13 protein-coding genes are annotated in these 20,813 nt (G+C 70.3%); 5 read left to right on the forward strand and 8 right to left on the reverse strand.

All coding sequences use genetic code 11. The annotated features are described in order from the left end of the window. Window positions 1–798: 798 nt before the first annotated feature. From BL253_RS24125 to BL253_RS24135, 3 genes are all read right to left on the reverse strand, one after another. On the reverse strand, window positions 799–2,409 hold the full coding sequence (locus BL253_RS24125) for an FAD-binding oxidoreductase (protein ID WP_076819394.1): 1,611 nt from the start codon (window positions 2,407–2,409) through the stop codon (window positions 799–801). A 168-nt stretch (window positions 2,410–2,577) separates the two neighbouring features. After that, the gene (locus BL253_RS24130; RefSeq protein WP_241835063.1) at window positions 2,578–5,100 is read right to left on the reverse strand and encodes a serine/threonine-protein kinase; all 2,523 of its coding nucleotides are present in this window, start codon (window positions 5,098–5,100) and stop codon (window positions 2,578–2,580) included. A gap of 222 nt (window positions 5,101–5,322) precedes the next feature. Then, on the reverse strand, window positions 5,323–7,893 hold the full coding sequence (locus tag BL253_RS24135; protein ID WP_076819447.1) for a serine/threonine-protein kinase: 2,571 nt from the start codon (window positions 7,891–7,893) through the stop codon (window positions 5,323–5,325). Between the two features lie 602 nt (window positions 7,894–8,495). On the opposite strand from BL253_RS24135, the gene pgi reads away from it, so the two are divergent. Both pgi and BL253_RS24145 read left to right on the forward strand, forming a co-directional pair. Then, entirely contained in the window at window positions 8,496–10,184 is a 1,689-nt protein-coding gene (gene pgi, locus BL253_RS24140; RefSeq protein WP_076819396.1) for a glucose-6-phosphate isomerase, read from the forward strand. A 222-nt stretch (window positions 10,185–10,406) separates the two neighbouring features. After that, window positions 10,407–10,790 carry an STAS domain-containing protein gene (locus tag BL253_RS24145; protein ID WP_076819397.1) on the forward strand — a complete coding sequence of 128 codons (384 nt, stop codon included), beginning with the start codon at window positions 10,407–10,409 and terminating at the stop codon, window positions 10,788–10,790. Window positions 10,791–10,828: 38 nt separating this feature from the next. Here the strand turns inward: BL253_RS24145 and BL253_RS24150 are convergent, their stop codons facing one another. Together BL253_RS24150 and BL253_RS24155 are read right to left on the reverse strand one after the other, a co-directional pair. After that, window positions 10,829–11,350, reverse strand: coding sequence for a hypothetical protein (locus tag BL253_RS24150; protein ID WP_076819398.1), 522 nt, complete (start codon window positions 11,348–11,350; stop codon window positions 10,829–10,831). 697 nt (window positions 11,351–12,047) lie between these two features. Continuing rightward, on the reverse strand, window positions 12,048–12,317 hold the full coding sequence (locus BL253_RS24155) for a hypothetical protein (RefSeq protein WP_076819399.1): 270 nt from the start codon (window positions 12,315–12,317) through the stop codon (window positions 12,048–12,050). Between the two features lie 358 nt (window positions 12,318–12,675). On the opposite strand from BL253_RS24155, the gene BL253_RS43985 reads away from it, so the two are divergent. Then, window positions 12,676–13,425: a hypothetical protein gene (locus BL253_RS43985; RefSeq protein ID WP_241835064.1), complete on the forward strand. Its 750-nt coding sequence runs from the start codon at window positions 12,676–12,678 to the stop codon at window positions 13,423–13,425. Window positions 13,426–13,441: 16 nt separating this feature from the next. Here BL253_RS43985 and BL253_RS24165 read toward each other — a convergent pair whose 3' ends face one another. From BL253_RS24165 to BL253_RS24175, 3 genes are all read right to left on the reverse strand, one after another. Then, entirely contained in the window at window positions 13,442–14,605 is a 1,164-nt protein-coding gene (locus tag BL253_RS24165; RefSeq protein ID WP_076819449.1) for a right-handed parallel beta-helix repeat-containing protein, read from the reverse strand. Window positions 14,606–14,872: 267 nt separating this feature from the next. Further along, window positions 14,873–16,561, reverse strand: coding sequence for a right-handed parallel beta-helix repeat-containing protein (locus tag BL253_RS24170; RefSeq protein WP_241835065.1), 1,689 nt, complete (start codon window positions 16,559–16,561; stop codon window positions 14,873–14,875). Window positions 16,562–16,728: 167 nt separating this feature from the next. After that, window positions 16,729–17,985, reverse strand: coding sequence for a glycosyltransferase family 2 protein (locus tag BL253_RS24175; RefSeq protein ID WP_076819401.1), 1,257 nt, complete (start codon window positions 17,983–17,985; stop codon window positions 16,729–16,731). Window positions 17,986–18,485: 500 nt separating this feature from the next. Here BL253_RS24175 and BL253_RS24180 point away from each other — a divergent pair, with 500 nt between their 5' ends. Together BL253_RS24180 and BL253_RS24185 are read left to right on the forward strand one after the other, a co-directional pair. Next, entirely contained in the window at window positions 18,486–19,808 is a 1,323-nt protein-coding gene (locus tag BL253_RS24180) for a UDP-glucose dehydrogenase family protein (protein WP_274535247.1), read from the forward strand. Window positions 19,809–19,831: 23 nt separating this feature from the next. Continuing rightward, window positions 19,832–20,791 (forward strand): polysaccharide lyase, encoded by a 960-nt coding sequence (locus BL253_RS24185; RefSeq protein WP_241835066.1) that lies wholly within the window; start codon window positions 19,832–19,834, stop codon window positions 20,789–20,791. Window positions 20,792–20,813: the final 22 nt, after the last annotated feature.

Consider the following 20,813-nt stretch of genomic DNA (forward strand, 5'->3'; position numbering starts at 1 on the left):
CTACCGCATCACCAGATTCGAGTTTCTACTTACGTAGCGTGTTCATCGCAAGCCGACCCGCCGCACTGAGAACACGGCAGACCACAGAAAGTATGCGTCCGGGCGACCTGTCTGTAATCCGGATAAGACCTGACTAGGAGCGGACAGGAAGCTGACAGTAGCGATCTGAAGCCTTCCCGCGTTCTACTGGCCCCGGCACCTCGAGCCGGTTGACGTCGACTCCCTGCTCGAGGTGCCTCCTATGGTTGCCTTCCGCTGTGCCTTTCAGTGAGCTTTTTGGCTGGGTTTCAGCCGTCCGGATCAGGCGGGATCCGTCAGGTGCTGCCCGATCTGAGAAGTTGCCTGCCGGCCTCGGCCTGGTGTCTTTGGGCTGGCCTGCCGGGCCCGGAGCTCCGGATCGGGCCCGGCCTTGGATTGGTGACTTTCAAGCCAAACGCAACCGCGCTGGGCGCGGAGGCGCGCCTCGCGGAGGCCCGGCCCCGGAGCGAAGCGATCGGGGCCGGGCCGCAGCGAGGTCGCCGGAGCGCCCGTGAGCGGAGGAGGACGCGGCGCGGAGGTCCCTTGGGAGCGAAGCGAGTAAGGGGCCGGAGCGTCGCGCCCGCACGGAGCGAACCAGCAACAACCTTTTGCCCTGGCCCGAGGCTTGTTCCGCAGCGAACCGGCAGCAACCTTCCCGCCCGACCCCTGCTAGATCATTCGTCTGGGAGCGAAGCGAGTAAGGGGCCGGAGCGCCGTGCCCGCACGGAGCGAACCAATGTCACAGCCCGCACGGAGCGAACCAGCGATACAGCGAACCAGCTAAACAGGGATGCTCTGGCGGAAACGGAAGAGGTTGTCGGGGTCGTAGTGCTTTTTTACGGTGCGCAGGCGGGGGAGGTTCGCGCCGTAGTAGGCCTGTGCCCAGTCGGTTAGTTCGGGGTCGATGTAGTTCTGGTATGCCTGCGCGGAGACGTGGGGGGCGGCGGCGGCGACGATGTCGCGCAGCCAGCGGCCGTTCGCGTCGATCACCTCGGCCGAGGCGCCGGCCGGGTAGCCGCCGAAGTACTGGATGCTGGCGATCGCGTCTCGGTGGACGAAGGCCGTCTCCGCCGGGCCGACCCGCCCGATCGCGCCGCCCCAGGCGTCCAGGATGATCCCGCCGCCGGCGGTGGCCAGCGGGTCGCGTTGGCGTTCCTCGATCATCCGGACGAGTGCTTCGTTCCCCGCGGGGGCGAGCGGCGTGAGCAGGATCGACGACGCCGCGCGCTGGCCGGGCCTGCGGGCACCCGCCCGGATCCCGGCCGTGCTGCCGCAGTCGCCGCCACTCGCCGAGCAGCCACCCTCGATGCGCATCGCGGTCAGATGGTCATGCTCGGTGATCGACGTGGCCGCGGGCGATGCCGAACGTATCGCCGCCCGCAGATCGGCGAGCGGACCGGACAGCCCTGCCTTCGCGCCCGCGAACACGCCGTTGATCCGCACCGTCGGCGTGGAACCGCCGGGCACCGAGCCCGCTATCAGCGTCGACCACAGTTCGTCCGGCATCGCGCCGAGCTTCCCGGTGACCCAGTCCTGCCACGCGGTGAGCACTTCCTGCGCCGCCGCCCACGGCCAGCGCAGCGAGAACAAGGTCAGCGAACGGGCGGCGTGGGTGGCGAACCGGAACGCGGTGACGATCCCGAGGTTGCCGCCCCCCGCTCCGCGCAGCGCCCAGAACAGGTCGGCGTCGTGGTTCTCGTCGACCCGCACCGTGTCCCCGGAGGCGAGCACGACGTCGGCGCCCGTCATGCGGTCACAGGTCAGGCCGTGCAGACGGCCGAGCACCCCGACCCCGCCGCCAAGCGCGAGCCCGGAGATACCGACCGTCGGACATGATCCGCCTGGAATGGCCCGCCCGACGCCCGCCAGGTCGGTGTATAGCTTGATCAGCCGAGCGCCGGCGCCGACCGTCGCGATGCCCTGGTCATCGACGCTCACCTGGTTCAGCCGGGTGACGTCGACGACCAGTCCCTCGGTCGTCGAGTAGCCGCCGTAGCTGTGCCCCCCGCAGCGGGCAGCCAGGCCCACCCCGGTCGCCCGCGCGAACCGGATCGCGGTGGCCACGTCGTCCTGGTTCGCCGCGTAGGCGACGCCCTGGGGGCGGATGGTGTCGAAGGCCGGGTCGAACAGGGCCCTCGCCGTGTCGTACTCGCCGTCGCCGGGCCGTACCAGCTCCCCGGTCAGCCGGGTCGCCAGCGTGTCCCAGCTCTGCGCCGGATCAAGTGACGGTGAGGGCCCGGTTGGGCTCGCCGACGCGGTCGAACTGGGCGTTGGCGCGGGCGAGCCGTCCGAGGAGCAGCCGGCGAGCAGGCCTCCGCCGCCGACGGCCGCGCCCCCGAGCACCGAGAGCCCCAGCCGCAGCACGGCGCGCCTGTCCGGTACGACCTCCATGTCCGGACCTTAACCGCGCATACCCTCAGGCCGCAGTCCGCTGCACCGGCTTCTCGACACTCGGCCGTTCGTGAGCCGCCGCGTAGCGGGCGACCGACCGGGCGCGCCGATATATCGGCGGTCCGTGACCGGCGACCGACCGTGCGTGGTGCGCCCCGCGCCCGGGAGCTACTCCGCCGGCGGGACCACCAGGGCCCGCACGATGTGGTCGCTCGGGTCGATCCGGATGAGGGTGGACTCGTAGAGCAACGTGGCGTAGACCGCGCCGGACGGGTCGACGATGACCGAGTCCACGCTGCCCAGGTCCGCCTGAGTCGCCAGCGTTCCGTCGAGGCCGCCCGAACCGGCGGTGCCCACGCCCGCGTACGTGGTGATGACGCCGTCCGTTCCGATCTTGCGGATCTTGCCGTTGGACTGGTCGGCGATGTACAGCGCGCCGTCGCCGCCCAGGGCGAGGCCGATCGGGTCGTAGAGCTGCGCCTTCTGGCCGGGCCCGCCGTCGCCGGTGTCACCGCTCGTGCCGGCGGTGCCGGCGATCGTGCTGATGATCCCGTCTGGGGTGATCTTCCGAACGGTCTCCAGGTTGTCGTCGGAGACGTAGACAGTTCCGTCGGCCGCGACCGCGAGCCCGTTCGGTGAGGGCAGTGTCGCCTTCGTCGCCGGTCCGCCGTCACCCTCGCGGTTGCCGGCACCGGAGCGGCTGTACGCGCCGGCAACCGTCGAGATCAGGCCATCCTTGGTGACTTTCCGGATCCGGTTTCCCTCGGCGAGGTAGACCGAGCCGTCCGGGCCGATCGCCAGCGCCGTGGGCCCGTAGAGCGCGGCCTTGGCCGCCAGGCCCGAGTCCACCGTGAAACCGTCCTCGTCAGCGCTGACGCCGGCGAACACGAACGCCCGGCCGTCGGACGCGACCCGGTAGACCCGGTCGGCGCCGTAGTCGGCGATGTAGAGGGTGCCGTCCGGCGCGACCGCCACCGCCCGCGGATCCATCAGGACGAGCGACAGCGCGGAGATCCCACCGGCGGGGATCGGGGCGGGAGTGGGTGCCGGAGTGCTCGCCCCGGGCTGGGGTGTACCCGACGGCTGCGCCGCCGGCGGGCCGATACCAGCGATCTTGCGCAGGGCACCGTCCGGGCTGAGCTGGTACACCGCCGCGGTGCCGTCGGATCCGCCGGGGGCGGCGACGTAGACCGAGCCGTCCCTGGCCAGGCCGAGCGCCCCGAGATAGCTGCCGCCGGTCAGAACCCGCTGCTCGCCGGCGTATCCGACCTTCGCGTCACCGTTACCGCCGCGGTTGGCCAGGACCAGGCCGACGATGAGCGCCGCGACGCAGACAACGGCTACTCCCCCCACGATGAGCGTGACACGGCGGCGCGCGCTGGGGCGGGCACGTCGCCGGCGGCGGKTCGGCGTGAGCGAGGGGGAGGCCGGGCCTGGCTGCGGCGGGAAGCCCGGCGACCCGCCGAAGCCGGGGGGCGGAGTGCCGTTCGCCGGGGAGGGCTGCCACCCGCCTGGGCCGGGCTGACCGGCGGTAAACGGCTGCCCGGGCGGCGCCGGCCTCGTCGGGGTGAGGGGCGGCGTGCCCGGTGGGGTCGAGCCCGGCGGCGTGATGACAGTCGGCTGGGCCAGGTGGTTCGAGGGCGTCGTCCAGGCGCCGGAAGTGCCGGAAGTGCCGGAAGTGCCGGACGCGCCGGAGGGGCCGAGCAGCGTGTCGCCGAGGCGATGGCCCGCGGCTGTCAGGACGTCGTCGGGCAGCCGGACCGGCACCCTGGCCGTGGCGAGCCAGCCGGGGCCGAACACGGCCGTCGCGGCGGCGGCCAGGTGCAGGGCCAGCTCGTGCGCGCTCGCCGGTCGCTCGGCCGGATGCTTGGCCAGCGCGGCGAGCACCACCGCGGCCAGCGGCGCCGGCACCTCCGGCAGCGGCTGGGGCGGGACGGACAGGTGGTGGTGCAGCAGCGCTGGCACCGCGAGCCCGCGCGGGAACATCGGCCGGCCGGCGAGCAGCTCGTAGAGCACGATGCCGAGGGCGTAGATGTCGGTGCCCGGGCCGAGTCTGCTGCCCTCGATCTGCTCGGGGGCCATGTAGCGCGGGGTGCCGACGAGGCCGGTCGTCGTCACCGCGGTCGTTTCCACGATCTTGGCGATGCCGAAGTCCGTCACCTTCGGCACGCCGGACGCGTCGAAGAGCAGGTTGTCGGGCTTGACGTCCCGATGCAGCACACCGATCTGGTGCGCGGCCGCCAGTGCCGACGCGGCGGCGACGCCGACCGCGCAGCTCGCCCGCGGGTCGAGCCCGCCGGCGGCCATGCGCTGGCGCAGGCTGCCGCCGGTGAGCTGTTCCATGACGAGCAGGCACAGGCCCGCGTGCTCCACGTAGTCGTAGACCCGGACGATGTGCGTGTGGTCCAGGCCGGCGAGCACCCGGGCCCCGGAGAGGAACCGGGAGCGCAGGTCGGACGACTCGTCCCCACCTGAGCCGAACACGCCGCCACCGGGCCCCGACGGGCCGCTGCCCGACCCATCGCCGCTGCCGGAGCCCTCGCCTGGTGCCTCCGGGTCGAGCAGCACCTTGATCGCGACGGCACGCCCCATAAGCCGGTGGCGCGCGGCCAGCACCGCGCCGAAGCCGCCTCGGCCCAGCTCGGATCCGATCTCGTAGCCGGGCAGCGCGGTGGCGATCAGGTCAGGCATGGGTGTCGGCATCGTCGGGGCTGCTCCATGCTCAGGCGTCTGTGCTCGGGCGACGGGTGGTCGAGGCCGAGGTGGTCCGGCGGTGGCGGGTCGGGCGGGGACCATGGGTCAGGCACGGATCGTGGTTCAGGCGGGCACCGTGGTTCAGGCGGTACCGGGTTCCGGGACGGCGTGGGGCGCGTACGGAAGAGGATCTCCGCACGCGCCCGTGGCCGTGGCCGCTCAGCTCTGTCGGGCGATGGTCGTGATGGTTCCGTTCGGGTCGATCCGGYGGATCACGTTGTTGCCGTTGTCAGCGACGTAGATGGCTCCGGTGGCGTCGACGACCACCGAGGTCGGGTCCTTGAGCTGGGCCGCGTTCGCCTGGCCGCCATCGCCGGTGTAACCCTCGGCGCCGGTGCCGGCGATGGTCGTGATGATCCCGTCCGGCGTGACCTTGCGGATCGTCTCGCTGCCGTAGGCGCAGATGTAGACGGTGCCGTCGTGGCCGAGGAACACGTCGGGGATCGACAGCGTGGCGCCGGTGGCCTGGCCGCCGTCGCCGGTACGCCCGGTCTCACCGTTGCCGGCGAAGGTGCTCAGCGTGCCGGTCTTGTCGATCTTCTGGACGGTGTCGCTGCCCAGGTTGGCGAAGTAGATCGTGCCGTCGTCGGCCAGGCCGATGCTGTTCGGGCCGTCGATCTTGGCCTGGGTCGCCGGGGTCGGCGTACCGGTGTAGCCCTTCTCGCCGGTGCCAGCGATCGTGCTGATGATCCCGTCCCGGGTGACCTTGCGGATCCGCTGGTTCTCGTAGTCGGCCAGGTAGAGGGTGCCGTCAGCTGTGACCGCGATGCCCTCGACGCCGTTGATCTGCGCCTGGGTGGCCGGACCGCCGTCGCCGGAGTAGCCGGCCGTGCCGGTGCCGACCACGGTCGTGATTTTGCCGGTCGTGTCGATCTTGCGGATGCGGAAGTTCTGCGTGTCCGGGAGATAGAGGTTGCCGGCCTTGTCCCAGGCGACCCGCCCGGGGCCGTACACCTGTGCCGCCGTGGCCGGGCCGCCATCGCCGGAGAAGCCGTTCTGCGCGTTTCCGGCGATCGGGGTGACGGCCCCGTCCTTGGCGATCTTGTGAACGATGTGGGTGTCCAGGTTGGACACGTACAGCGCGCCGTCGTCGCCGATGCTCAGGTCGTACGGGGCGAGATTCGGAATTGTCAGCGCCTGGCCCGCGTAGCCGACGGCCTGCGCGGGCAGCCGGTGGGACCGCTCCGGGAACGCCTCGGACGACTCGCCGCCGCCGCCGCCGCCTCCGCCGCCGCCTCCGCTGGACGCCGCGAGCACGATGGCGGTCGTGAGGCCCGCGATGAGCACGAAGAGCAGCGTCGCGACGATCCAGGTCGCGCGCGCCGAGAGCCCGAACAGCCCCTTCTTCTCGTTCGGGCGCGCACGGTGCGCCGGCAGCGGAGGCTGGGGCTGGGGCTGGGGTCGCGGTTGCTGAAGCCGCGGCGGCGGAGCCGGCTGGTTCGCCCTCGGCCAGGCTCCCGCGGCCCGCGGCGGGTAGCCGGGGCCGGTCAACGGCGCGGACAGCGGAGTCGGCCCGGGAGTGTTCGACGGTGGCGCGGGGGTCGCCGGGCGCGGGGTGGGCGGCGCCGGCCAGTTCCCGGAACCGCCCGGCTGCGTGAACGGCCGCGGGGTCGGTATCGGCTGACCGGGCAGGGGCGGCCGGCCGGGCACCTGCTGTCCGGGCCCGGGCGGGAAGGCCCGGCCGCCGCCGGGCAGGTTCGGCCGCGGCCCGTATGGCTGCCCCTGGACGTAGCCACCGGGGCGGGGCGGCCCCACGGGCGGCGGCGTCGCCGGGCCACCGGGGCGGAGCTGCGGGCCGGAGGATGGCACGGGGAAGGGCGGGTTCGGGGTCGACGACGTGCCCTGCGCGGCTTCGCGGATCTCGTCGTCGACGCGGATCTTGACGTCGGACCTGGCGAGCCAGTTCGGGCCGAAGGTGCGGACGCTGGCGCGCGCCAGCTCCAGGGCGAACTCGGTGGCGTCGCCGTAGCGGGCCATCGGATCCTTGGCGAGGGTGCGCATGATGACCGCGGAGACCGGCGTCGCGACGTTGGTCAGCGGATCCGGTACCACGTTCAGGTGGTGGTGGGTGAGCGGCTGCACGCCCATCGGCTTCCCGAACAGCGGCCGCTCGGCGATCATCTCGTAGAGCACGCCGGCCAGCGCGTACAGGTCGGTCGACGGGAACAGCCGGCTGCCGAGGATCTGCTCGGGCGCCATGTAACGGGGCGTGCCGAGGATCGCGCTCGCGGTCGTCTCGGCGCCATCGAAGATCTTGGCGATGCCGAAGTCGGTGACCTTCAGCAGGCCCCCGCCGTCGAACATGATGTTGTCCGGCTTGATGTCCCGGTGCAGGACCCCGGCCGCGTGCGCCGTGGCGAGCGCGGCAGCGCCCGCTATGCCGACCGCGCAGATCGTCTCCTGGTTGATCTTGCCGGCCTGGATGCGCTGCTTGAGCGTCCCGCCGGAAAGGAGCTCCATCACCAGCAGGCAGGTGCCCTCGTGCTCGACATAGTCGTGCACGCGCACGATGTGCGGATGGTCGAGCTCGGCGAGCACCCGCGCCTCGGCGAGGAAGCGGGCGCGCAGCTCCGGGTCGTCGGAGGTGTCGAGGAGGATCTTGATGGCGACCTTACGGCCGATAAGCCGGTGCTGGCCGGCGAGCACAAGGCCATACCCACCCTTACCGAGGTCACCTTCGACCTGGTAGCCGGGGAGGGCCGCCTCCACCAGGGAACGATCGATTAGCAAGGTCTGGTCCCGTTCGCCGCCGGCCACTTCACGCGGAAGTACAAAACACGAAGGCCGCGCCCGGGCCGCAAACACACYCTTCGTCGTGTACCCGGCGATACTACGGCCTGGTACCCCCGAGATCCCCCCTGGCATGGGTCAGTTGGTGGGCGTCGGATGTCTGACACGGTGCGTACCCATCCTCTCGCCGACGCCAGAGGGAGTCCGCCGACCGATGAGCGGTGTCCGATGGCGGGCCGCCTCTGGGCGGGCGCGGGCGGGCGGGCGCGGGCGCGCGCGGGACGTGGCGACCGTGGCGCGCCTGTGGACCGTCACGCACGGGCGAGCCTTTCGATCGGAACGGACGACCGACCCGGCTACGTCCCCCGTTGGCCGTCTGGCTGTACCGGAGACGGAGCACTCCGACCGACCCCGAGTCCGGCGGGTCCTCCTCAGAGCCGACCTTWCCACGGGGGTATCGGCCGATTGGCTGCTGAGCGTGTTCGAGGCCTAACGCGCCGATGGGCACCGAGCCCCGCCTGGCCAATCGGTGGGGGAGATACATGGAGACTGGCGCTAGCAGATCTCAGCGGGCAGGTCTGGTACCGAAGGGTGGTCGCGCGATGCCGAGTTCACTGCCGAGCTCCGAGCCCTCTCACCTGGATGACGAGCCGGTCGTCATCACACGGACACCGGAATGGGCGGCGTTGCGAGCRCATCACGCCGAGCTGGCCGGTGCCGGCCTGCGCGCGCTGTTCGACGCGGACCCGGGCAGGGCAGAAACGCTGTCGGCGGAGGCCGACGGCCTGTACCTGGACTACTCGAAGAACCTCCTGACCGCCGAGACGGTCCGGCTGCTGGTGGCGCTCGCCGAGCGAGCCGGACTGCCCGCCCGGGTCGAGGCGATGTTCACCGGCGAGAAAATCAACACGACCGAGCATCGCGCGGTGCTRCACGTCGCGTTGCGGGCCCCCGAGGGCGAGACCATCGAGGTGGACGGCACCGACGTCGTCCCTGGCGTGCACGCGGTGCTCGAGAAGATGTACACCTTCGCCGACCGGGTCCGTTCCGGAGCGTGGACGGGCGCCACCGGCCGGCGTATCCGCGCCATCGTCAACATCGGTATCGGCGGTTCCGACCTCGGCCCGGCGATGGCCACCGAGGCGCTGCGGACGTTCGCTGACCGCTCCCTGACAAGCCGGTTCGTGTCCAACGTGGACGGCTCCGACATCTGGGAGGCGACGCACGACCTGGACCCGGCCGAGACGCTGTTCATYGTCTCGTCCAAGACGTTCACCACCCTGGAGACCCTCGCGAACGCGCGGTCCGCCCGCGCCTGGCTGGTGGCGGCCCTCGGCGAGGACGCGGTCCGGCACCACTTCGTCGCGGTGTCGACGAACACCCAGAAGGTCGCCGAATTCGRCATCGACACGGCGAACATGTTCGAGTTCTGGGACTGGGTGGGCGGCCGGTACTCCATGGACTCGGCGATCGGCCTTTCCCTGGCGGTCGCCATYGGGCCGGAGAACTTCCGCCAGCTGCTCGCCGGGTTCCACGCGATGGACGTACATTTCCGCACCGCGCCGCTTGACCGCAACCTTCCGGTCCTGATGGGGCTGACCGGTCTGTGGTACCGCGACTTCTTCGGCCTGCAGACGCACGCGGTGCTGCCGTACAGCCACTACCTGAGCCGTTTCGCGGCGTACCTGCAGCAGCTGGACATGGAGAGCAACGGCAAGTCGGTCGACCGTGCCGGCCGGCCGGTCACGACGGACACCGGGCCGGTCGTCTGGGGAACCCCGGGCACGAACGGCCAGCACGCCTACTACCAGCTGTTGCACCAGGGGACGACGGTCATCCCGGCCGACTTCATCGGCTTCGTCGCCCCGCCGCACACCCACGTCGGCGGGACTGGCGCCGACGACCAGCACGTGCTGTTGATGGCCAACTTCTTCGCCCAGACCGAGGCGCTGGCGTTCGGGAAGACCGCCGCCGAGGTCGCCGCCGAAGGCGTGGCACCCGAGCTCGTGCCGCACAAGGTGTTCACCGGTGACCGGCCGACGAACACGCTGCTCGCGCCGGCGCTGACCCCGTTCACCCTCGGGCAGCTGATCGCGCTCTACGAGCACAAGGTCTTCACGCAGGGGACGATCTGGGGGATCAACAGCTTCGACCAGTGGGGCGTCGAGCTGGGCAAGGCGCTCGCGGGCCGGATCATTCCGGAGCTCGCCGCCTCCGGCGAGCCGGAACTCGCGCATGATGCCTCGACGAACAGCCTGATCCGCCGCTTCCGCGCCGGCTTCACCGGCTGACCTCCGGAGTCTCGGCCGGTTCCGAGGTCCCGCCCGATCGGCAGGGTCCCGCCCGATCGGCAGGGTCCTGCTGGATCAGCGGAGCCCGGGGCGTCAGGTACTTCCGGGGCTTTGGCCCTTTGCCGCATCGCTGCGCGCTGAGGGTTCGGCGGCCGGCCCTCATGTTACTCTCCGTAACCATCTTGCCGCGGCGTAGCCGGCGGCCAGGGGATCGGGGGTGAGATGCGGGTCGACGCCGGGGCTCTGCGGATGACGGTGCACCGCGATACGCGGGGCGGCGAGGACGTGCTGATCGAGCTCGTCGGCGAGCTGGACGGACCCGGCCGGCGCTGCCTGCGCGACCAGGTCGGCGATCTGCTTGGCCGCGGCGGCTGCACGGTGACGGTCGACGTAGGCGGTCTGCGCCGGGTGGACATTCCGGCGCTCGCCGCGCTTCTGCGCGCGGACCTGCTGTTGCGGCGTGTCCACGCCATGCTGGAGATACGCGCGCCGACGCCCGCGTTCCTGGAGCTGGTCGCGGCGACCGGCCTGACCGGCCGCCTCCGGGTCGTCCCGGCCCTTCCGGCCCTTCCGGCCGAATCGCCGATCTCCTCCGCGTCGCCGTAGACCCATCGGTCCGAGGGAGGTTCCTCCGCGAAAGGCTCCTAGGAGCAGCCGGCCTCGGCTCCTCTCGAGAGTGCGCCTGCCTCTACGGTGCGAACCGCCGAGTGCGTGAAGGCTCGCGCCGCTTCGCCGGGCGTCAGCTTGGCGGGCGCCAGATTGGCCGTCACGAGATCGACCGGCATGAGATGGAGGGTGCGGCGGTGCCCGGCCGCGACCGGCGTCTCGGTGCCATCGGCTGTCGGCCCGACTGGTCTTGTTGGTCCGGTTGATCCGATTGGTATGGCGGCCGCGGCGATGGTTGGCGCGAGCGCGCCCTCGTCGCCGATAGTCGTCTCCTCGGCGCCGCCGCTGGGTACCAGACGCAGGGTGGACCGCCCGGAGTCGGTCAGCCGGCGTTCGACAGCGTTCATCAGCAGCATGACGAGCATCATCAGCAGCGGGAACCCAACCACGAGAACGGCCGCCGGCGCGGTTACCTCCACCTGAACCCCCTGAAAGACCTGGTACCAAAAGAAGTCGTGCTCCTTGACGCGGTGGGCGCGGACCGCGACGAGGTAGCCCATTCGTCAGCTACCCACCGTTGCTGCTTTGTCACTCTGCAGTACCACCCTCACCCGCGACGAGTTAGCCTCTCCGCGCATACCGCGTGAGGTAGCCGTAAAACCGAGGTGGTCCCGAATGCCGGCGTCAACCCGGTCCGCCGACTGCGTCCCGACCCGCCCAGCTGTGCGGGGAGGCCCCGCTCGGCGAAGGCGTCCGCTCCTGCACGTTCTCACCGCTGGGACGACTCGGCAGCCCGGCCGCCGCCGCTGCCCGGAACCGCCAAGCACGCCCCAAAAGCGGTGACATGCCGGCCCGATGACGGATGTAACGCCCCGGCGTCCGGGCGCTTCGCGCCCGGGTCGTGGGACCGCCGTACCCTGCCCTCACCATGTCTGCGTCGTTTGGCCCGTATGAAGGCCACGGTCCGTATGAGGACCGTTACGAGCCTGCGCATGGCCCGCATGACTATCCCGCCGCCGCCACGCCGCCGTCACCATGGGTGGTCGATGCGGGCGTGCCGGCCGGCCAGCCCAGCGCGCCCGCCCCTGTGCGATCAGAGCCGGTGACCGACTGGCGGTTCGCGGTCGACGAGTTCGGCCGTCCGATCCCACCCCCGCCTCCGGCACCCCCTCCGCAGGCGCCTGGCCAGCTCTCGCAACCGCCCCTCGCGCGGGTCCCACCGCAGCCCGCGCCGTCCGGGTACCCAGAACCGTCGCCTTACGGCGTGCCGGCGGCGCGGCCCTCCCCGATGGCATCCGCCGGATCACCGCCCGCGCCGCCGATATCAGTCCTCTCGCCGTCCGTCGACCCGGAACCGGTCGTCGGCTGGCCGGACCCGTCGCCGCACCTGCCCGCGTACGGATACCCGCCGCCCTCGACGGAGCCGTACTCGGGCGGGGGGTATCCGACCGCTTCGGGGGCGGGTACGTGGCTGCCCGAGGTCACGTCGCCCGACGCGGTGACCGACCGGGCCATGACGGCGGACACACCGGCGGCGATCCGACCGGCCCCTTACACCGCGTTGCCCTCCGTGTCGATGCCGGCCGGGGAGGTGCCGGCGTCGGTTCCCGTGCCGGTCGGGAACACCGGGGTCGGTCTGACCGCCCTCGACGAGGGCGTGATCGACCTCGACGCGCCACTTCCGCCATATTCGAGGCAATCGCCTTCCTACCCGGCTTCACCGCCTTCGCCATACCCGACGCCTCCCCCTGCGTCGGGGCACTCGCCGCCCACGCCGTCGCACCCGTCGACGTCGTCATCGACTGGCTGGGACGTTGTCGTCGGCGATGTCGGGCTGGGTCAGCGTGGCCATCCACCCACGCCCGTGCCGCCCACCGACCGGTTCGTGACGGTCGAACCATTCGACCCCTCCAGCCGGGCCATGACAGCCGGTCCGTCGGTGACGGTCGGCTCGGCCGTCACCGACGCCGTCGCTCTCCAAACGCCGCCGCCTTCTGGCCACGAGGCCGCCTCGCCGGCACCGGCGCAGGCGTCCTCAGCCCTGCCCGTCTCGGCGCCGGGGGGCGCCCAGGCCCGCTCCGTGCCGTTCCCTCCCGGCCCGCCACCGCCCGCGACGCTGCCGGCCCTGCTGGCGGATCTGGCGGCTAAGGCCGCCGCGGCGGCCGAGGCGATGGGCACGGCCGAGGACGCCGCCCAGGAGGTATCCGCGGGGCCCGTTACCGGCCCCACCGCTCTGCGTCAGTCCTTTCCCGGAACGCCCGGGGCCCCCGGGGCATTCGAGGCTCGTGACGGGTCGCCAGGCGGCGTTGGGGCCGGACGCGCCGGCGCCGGTCGCGGCCCCGCTCCGCTCACCAGCGGGGACGGGTGGGCCAGCCGGGAGGATCTCGCCGCTCGGTACGCGGTGGTGCGCGAGCAGGTCGACTACGCCCTGGCCGAGATCGCCTTGGCGCGAGCCGCGTTCCGGCGGGCCAGCGAGGACGACGGCCCCGGCTGGCCGTTCCGCGACAGCGAGCTGGACGTACTACGTCGCCCCGCCGTAGCCCGTGCACTGGCCTCCGAGTTGGCCGGCGTCGAACGCCTACGGGTTTGGGCTCAGGAGCTTTACTGGCTTCAGGAACGGCTTGGGAACTTSTAGCCTGGACTTTCCGCGCTCAGCCCGAGGAGCAGGGGATGTTCGAGAGGCCCTTCTTCGCGCCGGTCACCTTGTTGTCACAGCCGACGACGTTCAGGGTCCCCTTGCCGTCGTGGATGTAGACGCCGTAGCCCTCGCCGTCCACCGTCAGCTGATTGCCACGGATGGTGTTCTGACGGCCCCAGCCTTCCTCGACCACGTGGGTTTGGATGCCGTCCTCGATGGAGCCGCCATCGGTCGTTCCCGTGTTGTTCTCCACCAGCCAGCCGTTGCCCTTGACATCGATCCACGAGTCGGTCGCGACCATTCCGGAGCCGCTGAGCCTGTTGTCGCGGACGACCCCGCCCTCGGTGCCTTCCTTGATGTCGATGTTCTCCGAGGTGGTGTCGGCGATGTCGTTTCCGATCACCGAGTTGCGGTTGCTGCGGTCGGGCTGACAGTCCGTGTACGTGCACCAGTTGCTGGTGGCGCTGCCGACATAGATACCCTCACCGAACTTCTCCGAGCGGTTGCCGGTGTCCCGGATGACATTCCCGATCACCGTGTTGTCCGTGCTGGCGGTACGCAGGTGGATGGCCTCGTCGCCGATCTGGCTGACGTGGAGTGACGCGATGATCGAATTATGAACGGAATCGGCCACCAGGCCCTTGCGGCCGCCGCGGAGGCTGAATCCGACCACTCGGACCCAGGACACCTTGTTCAGGTACAGGAGGTACTTGGCGTCATCCTCACCGTCGATGACGGCGTCCGGTGACCCACACAGCCAGATCGGGCTCGCCTCGGTGCCCGAAACCGTGATGCCGAGATCACCCACATAGCGGCCGGCGGCCATTCGGACGATGGTGCCAGGGCGAGCGGCCTTCAGCGCCGCCGTCAGCTCGTCCGCGTTGTGCACGGTGGTACCGCCCCCGGTGGGGCAGGTGACCTTCCCATCCGCCGAGGCGTTCGGGGCGGTGCCCCCCGCTCCCACCGGACCGCCGCTCGCGTGCCCCTTACCGTCATCCGAGCCCTGCAACGCGCTCCGGTTCGGCGAGGCCGCTGGCACCGATGCGAACTCGGTGGGCTGGTCGCCGCCGCCACCGCAGGACGCGACGGCCAGCGTGGCGGCGATGACCAGCGTCGCCACGCGGACGGCCCCGCCACCGCGAACCCTGGCCGGCGAGCGGTCCCGCGGCGTCGACATGGCGTTCACCGAAGTCTCCCTGTCCTTGACCAGTCACGCCGGTTTCGCCTGCCGGCAGGTGGTGTCATCGGTCGGATCGGCGAGGTGGCCGCCGGTGCCCCGGGGCCTGGTCGTGGTTCACCTGTGGCGTTGGCGCGCGCGACGTGAGGGAATCCGACGTCGGCTTGTCCTCGGCTTGTCCTCCTGACCCGAGTCCGCGGCGGCGGGCGCCTGCCCGGGACGGGAGTCACCGCCGGCGGACGATCCCTGTGTCGCGCGCGCCGCACGTCACAACGTTGGCTCGGCGTCGACTGGGGGATAGTTCGCCGGGCCGCGGGCCGGGCGCTGTTCGACCGGCATGTCGTACTCGTCGGGTGTCCGCGACCGAGGCACGGTCGTCACGGGATTGGACGCGCGACCGCCGATGGCGGGCTGGCTGGCCGCCGTTGTGATCAATTTCTGTTGGGCCGGTGGCCGCATGGTGCCGCCTGTCAGCCGTTGCAGCATCAGCTCCGACTCGGGGTAGGGATGCGAGGGCGGCCGCCTCCTTGCCCGCCGACGGCTCCACAGTCCGACGAACGGCAGCAGCACGACCACTCCCCAGACGAGGAGCGCCGGGTGCTGCTCGACGAACGTGTACCAGTGGTGAGGCGTCAGCGACACCCACCCGCTGGTGCTGTTGTCATGCACCTCGCGGGTGTTCACGCCGAGCGCCTTGCGGATGTCGATCGCCCGCCATCCCCGTCCGGCGAGCGTGTTGTTCTGGATCTTCGTGTCGGTGGCCTGGCCGCGAATCGTGATCGCGAAGTCCTTGGCGCCGGTCACCTGGTTGCGGCTGAGGATGTTCGTCGTGGCGTCCTGGACGACGATGCCTCGCTGGCTGTCGGTGAGGATGTTCTTCACCATCGCGGTGCGCCGTGCGTCCGGGCCGACCTGGATCCCGGTCTCGCTGGCGTCGTTCACCTTGTTGTCCGTGACCTGGGTGCCGTTCGCGCCGCTCTTGATGATGATGCCGACCTGGCTTCCGGAAACCTTGTTGGCCCGGACGACGGAGTTCTCACCTCCGACGATCCGGATCCCATAGCGTCCGTTGCCACTGACGGTGTTGCTGTCGATCAGAGTGTCCTTGATCTGGTTGACCTGGACTCCGGTCGCGGTCGCCACCACGCCGAGACCGCGGCCGTCGACCGTGATGCCGTCGCCGCTGTTGTCGGTGACCGTGCTCCGCATCACCCGCGATCCAGAGGCGCGGTCGATGGTCATGCCGTCGCCGTGGTTGCGCGCCGCCGTGACGCCCGAGACCAGCGTTCCGGTCGCGTCGCGGTGGACGCCGAGTCCAGAACGTTCGTTGTCCTGCAGCCGGACATCGATCAGCTGGATGCCCTCGCTGCCGGAGATGTAGGCGCCGTAGATGTTGTTTCGGAACACGGAGTCAGCGGCGCCACCGGTGCTGGGCTCGCCCTTGCTCCCGGTCCAGGCGATGCCGCCGGTGCGTCCCGTCCAGAAGCCCAGGCTGCTCGCGTCGACGTTCCGGACGATGAGCTCACCGCCCATGGTCCGGATGTAGGACCKGCCGTCGACGGTGGTGGTGTCCGGCTGGAGGTTCTGCACGTCCCAGCCGACGACGCGCAGCTTGTTCTCCGGCGACGCGCCGACGAACTCCATCGCGCCGCGCCAGGCGGCGATGGTCGCGAATCCCTTTGGCCCGCTGGCCAGCCTGAGTTCGCCGACCTGCGAGTTGATCACGAGGCGGGCCTGGGGCCCGACGAGCACGTTCGCCGTGAACAGCACCGCGCCGTCGACCTCACGGCGACCACCGCCAGCGTTGATCACGTCGGTCGCCGTGTAGGGATCCGTCCGCGCCGGGAGCAGCACAGTCGGCAGGCTGCCCGTCGTCTCGACCAGCGTCGGCTCGGTGAGCACACCGAAACGTTCGAACATCGTCCGCAGCCGAATGTCCTCGGCGTCCACCAGCACGGCTTGCTTCTTCGCGTCAGCCGACGAGACGGGAGGGAGAGGCTGTACGGAGGACGCCTGCGCGGGGAGCGCGGCCAGGCCACCGGCGGTGACCGYGGCGCCGGCGAGCAGACCCACGATCAGCACGCGCGGGCGATGGGCTGGCCGGGTTCGCCCGGCGACGGTCATCAGGCACCCACCGGGGCAGTCCCGGGCACGCCGGTCCTGGTGGAGGCGTCCGTCTGCCCCTCACCACCGATCAGGTCGGAGCGTCTGGTCAGCCAGCCCTGCTTGTTCATGGACACAAGAGCCCATGCCTTGATCGGTAGTGCGATGGTGATGATCATCAGTACGGTAAGCGGGAGGACAAATATGTCTCGCGGGTGTTCCTTCAGATGCGAGAARCCGCGGATGGCTCGGCCGAGGAGCAGCCAGCAGATCGCGATGATGGGTGCGTTCGCCTCAGGCCGGAACATCCACAGCGTGAAATAGGTCACCGCGACACCCATCGTCACCGGCGTCAGCACGATCTGAAGCACGCCGACCTGCGTGATGAGTGGCTGGCGCCAGAGCCAGCCCTTGTAGATCGCGGTGAGGTAGGTGCGGTAGGAGTTACGGCTCCACCTGACTCGCTGCTTGATGAACGCCCGCAGGCTGTCCGGAAACATCGACATGGCGCGGGCCGTGTCCTGGTGCACCGTCTTGTACCCGGAGGCCAGCACCAGCCAGGTGAGCCGGCCGTCGTCGCCGGCGATGCAACGGCGCCCGAGGAAGAACTCGTGCTCGAGGTTGTACAGGACGGGCATGACGGCTGAGCGGCGATACGCCGCGGTCCGCCCGGACAGGCAGGCCACCGCGCCTACCCGGCCCTGGGCCGGCACGTAGTCGAGGTATCGGATGTCCACGAGCCAGTTGGCGACCCGACGCCAGACGCTGCTGCGCGCCTCGTAGACGTTCTGCCGGGTGCCGACCCCGCCGACCTCTGGATCGACGAACGGCATCTGCACGGCCGCCAGCAGCCCGGGCTCCCAGGCCGTGTCCGAGTCGCAGAGGACTATGACCTCGGACGTCGCCACCGAGATCCCAACGCCGAGGGCGGAGCGCTTGCCCTCGTGCACGAAGGGGATCACTCGAACCTTCGGATCCGCGCGGCGGTCGAGCAGCTCGATCAGCGCCGTGTCCTCGACGTCGGGGACAATGATGATCTCGGTCGGGTTCTGGGCGAGCCAGGTCTTCAGGCAGCGCTCGAGAACCTCTGGGTCCTCGCGGAAGGACGGCAYGACGACAGACGTCGTCGTCCGGAAGCTGTTCCGTACGGGTCGGTACCGCATGGAGAGCAGACGCCGGCTGAGCCACACCACCCATGAGATGACGCCGGCGATGCCGATTGGTATGAGACTTCGATGACTGGTTATAAAGTCGACCGTGCTACTGAGCCATTGCATTGTCGCGGGACCCCCCCCAAATGCGACCCAAGGTCGGACGGCCACGCGCCTTGGCCAGCCCTGGATTCCGCCCCCGGCCAGTCGATGATCAATTCTTCTCCGGTGGACGGCAGTAGGCTAGCAGTGACCGTGGCCGCGTCGACGGCAGCCGTGCCGCGTTGATTGCCGAGTAGCGACGCCTGATCTCGCTGGGAAATTTCCCCGTCACGGAACGTCGTATGGTTCTGTCTATTGTGAATCTATTGTCAATCCATTGTCTCCCTGATTAAATCCTCGTCATCTCCCGTATCCGCAATCGTCGCCTGGGCCGGCCGGTGTCCAGCCGGCCGGCGGCATTTGGCACCATGCGGTCGGGGTCGTATGGCTAGTTGGACCGGACAGTGYGCGTCATCACATGACTGCTCGTGGCGGCCGGTCGCCTTACGTAATGGGGGAGTGGGAGCGTGCTTTCTGGCACCGCGGTTTCGCGAGGAGATGATCCGGCGGCCTCTGGTCGACTGGTGACGAAGATCAGCGTGGTGGGCACCGGTTACCTGGGTGCCACGCATGCGGTATGTATGAGCGAGCTTGGCTTCACGGTCGTCGGTCTGGACGTCGACGAGACCAAGGTGGCGAGCCTCGCCTCGGGGGCCGTGCCGTTCTTCGAACCCGGCCTCGAGGAGCTGCTCCGCAAGAACCTCGAGTCAGGCCGACTGACCTTCAGCTCGTCCTTCGAGGACGTCGCCGACGCGGACGCGCACTTCCTGTGCGTGGGCACCCCGCAGCGGGCCGACTCAGCGGCGGCCGACATGCGCTACCTCGACAGCGCGATGGACGGTCTGCTGGCCGCCGGTCTCAAACCGGGAGCGCTGGTGATCGGCAAGTCGACGGTGCCCGCGGGGACGGCCGCCCGGCTGGCCGCCCGGCTCGCGACCGAGGCGCCCCACGTTGGTCTCGGCTGGAACCCGGAGTTTCTCCGCGAGGGCTTCGCGGTCGAGGACACCCTGCGCCCCGACCGTCTCGTCTTCGGTGTGCCGACGGAGGACGGTGACCGGGCGGAGGCCATCCTGCGCGAGATCTACGCCCGGCCGCTCGACGCCGGCACGCCGCTGATCGTCGCGGACTTCGCCACCGCCGAGCTGGTGAAGGTCGCGGCGAACTCCTTCCTCGCCACGAAGATCTCGTTCATCAACGCGATGGCCGAGGTCTGYGAGGCGACCGACGCCGATGTGACGGTCCTGGCGAAGGCGCTTTCCTACGACACCCGGATCGGCGGCCGCTTCCTCGGGGCCGGCGTGGGTTTCGGCGGGGGGTGCCTGCCCAAGGACATCCGTGCCTTCCAGGCCCGGGCGCAGGAGCTGAATATCGGGCGGTCTGTCGCGTTCCTCGGCGAGGTCGACGCGATCAACCTCCGACGTCGGGCACGCGTCGCGGAACTCGCGACCGAGGTGGCCGGTGGCGATATGAAGGGGAAGCGGGTGGCCGTGTTCGGCGCGGCCTTCAAGCCGAACAGCGACGACATCCGGGACTCGCCGGCGCTCGACGTGGCCAAGGCGCTGCATGACGCGGGCGCGGTGGTCACCATCTGCGACCCGGCCGCGATGCCGAACGCCCGACGCCGTCATCCTGAGCTGCGGTACGAGCTGAACGCGCTCGACGCGGCGCTGGACGCCGATGTGGTGCTGCACCTGACCGAGTGGGCGGAGTTCCGCGAGATCGACCCCGCCGTGCTCGCGTCCGTCGTCCGCAAGCCGGTCGTCATCGACGGGCGCAACACCCTTGACCCGGTGCGCTGGCGGCAGGCTGGTTGGACCTTTCACGCGCTTGGCCGGCCGACCTTGTGAGGATCGACGGACAGGAAAGGCGGTTGAAAGGCGGAATGACCCGGCGGGCGCTGATGCGCTCGTCGTCCGCTGGCGCCCTGGGGCTGGCGGCGGCCGGCCTCAGCGGCGGGCTGGCCGCCTGCGGTTCGGGACCGCGGCAGGTGGATCCGGCGAGCGAGATCCTGCCGCCGGACACGTCGACGCCCGTCGCGGCGTCGACCACGCCGGCGCGGGCCCACCGCACGCTCGCCAACACGGACGTCGCCAGGCAGTTCTTCGGCGAGAAGCTGGTCCCGATGACCCGGTCCAGTTTCGGTCTCGACCTGGCCGAGGTGCTGCCGTCCGACGACAAGCGTTTTCCCTCTCTTCTGCGGGTGTCGATCCCGATCGACGTCACAAACCCCGAGGAGAAGCGGATCTACCAGGACGGGGCCACCTACGGCGGCGTCCAGATGTTCGTGGACCACACGCTGCGCTCGCCGTACGAGCTCTACATGCGATATTACGTACGATTCCCACAGAACTTCGATTTTGGCAAGGGTGGGCGTCTGCCCGGCTTCTTCGGGACAATCGTGAAGAACCGGGTGCGGACGGAGACCCTGCGCAGCGGATTCGCGACGCGTTTCGCCTGGAGGGATGGCGACTCCGGCCTCGTATACGCGAACACCGCCCGCTCCGATCACCCGACCAACACCGTGGGCAAAGCCACCTGGCGCTGGCCGCGAGGGCGATGGGTCTGCGTCGAGCAGGGCGTGAAGCTGAACTTCGAGGGGTATTCCGACGGGCTGATGCTCATCTGGATCGACGGCAAGCTCGTATACAAGGACCAGAAGTTCAACCCCAGGATCTCCAATGACCTGAGGGTCGGCGGTTTCCTGGTGACAGCCACGTTCGGCGACGGCGGCACGACCTTCAAACCGGTCTCGCCACAGACGATCGACCTGGCCGGCTTTGCCTATGACGTGAAGCGGCTCAACCCACTTCCAAAGCCCGAGGACGGGTAGTCGCCGCCCGCCCCTCGCAACG

The sequence above is a fragment of the Pseudofrankia asymbiotica genome, assembly GCF_001983105.1.
In the GTDB taxonomy this organism is placed as follows: Bacteria; Actinomycetota; Actinomycetes; order Frankiales; family Frankiaceae; genus Pseudofrankia; species Pseudofrankia asymbiotica.

Bases quoted from the DNA above. Each gene is read 5' to 3' on its own strand.
- BL253_RS24125 (WP_076819394.1), bottom strand. From the start codon at position 2,409: ATGGAGGTCGTACCGGACAGGCGCGCCGTGCTGCGGCTGGGGCTCTCG.
- BL253_RS24145 (WP_076819397.1), top strand. From the start codon at position 10,407: ATGCGGGTCGACGCCGGGGCTCTGCGGATGACGGTGCACCGCGATACG.
- BL253_RS24150 (WP_076819398.1), bottom strand. From the start codon at position 11,350: ATGGGCTACCTCGTCGCGGTCCGCGCCCACCGCGTCAAGGAGCACGAC.
- BL253_RS24165 (WP_076819449.1), bottom strand. From the start codon at position 14,605: ATGTCGACGCCGCGGGACCGCTCGCCGGCCAGGGTTCGCGGTGGCGGG.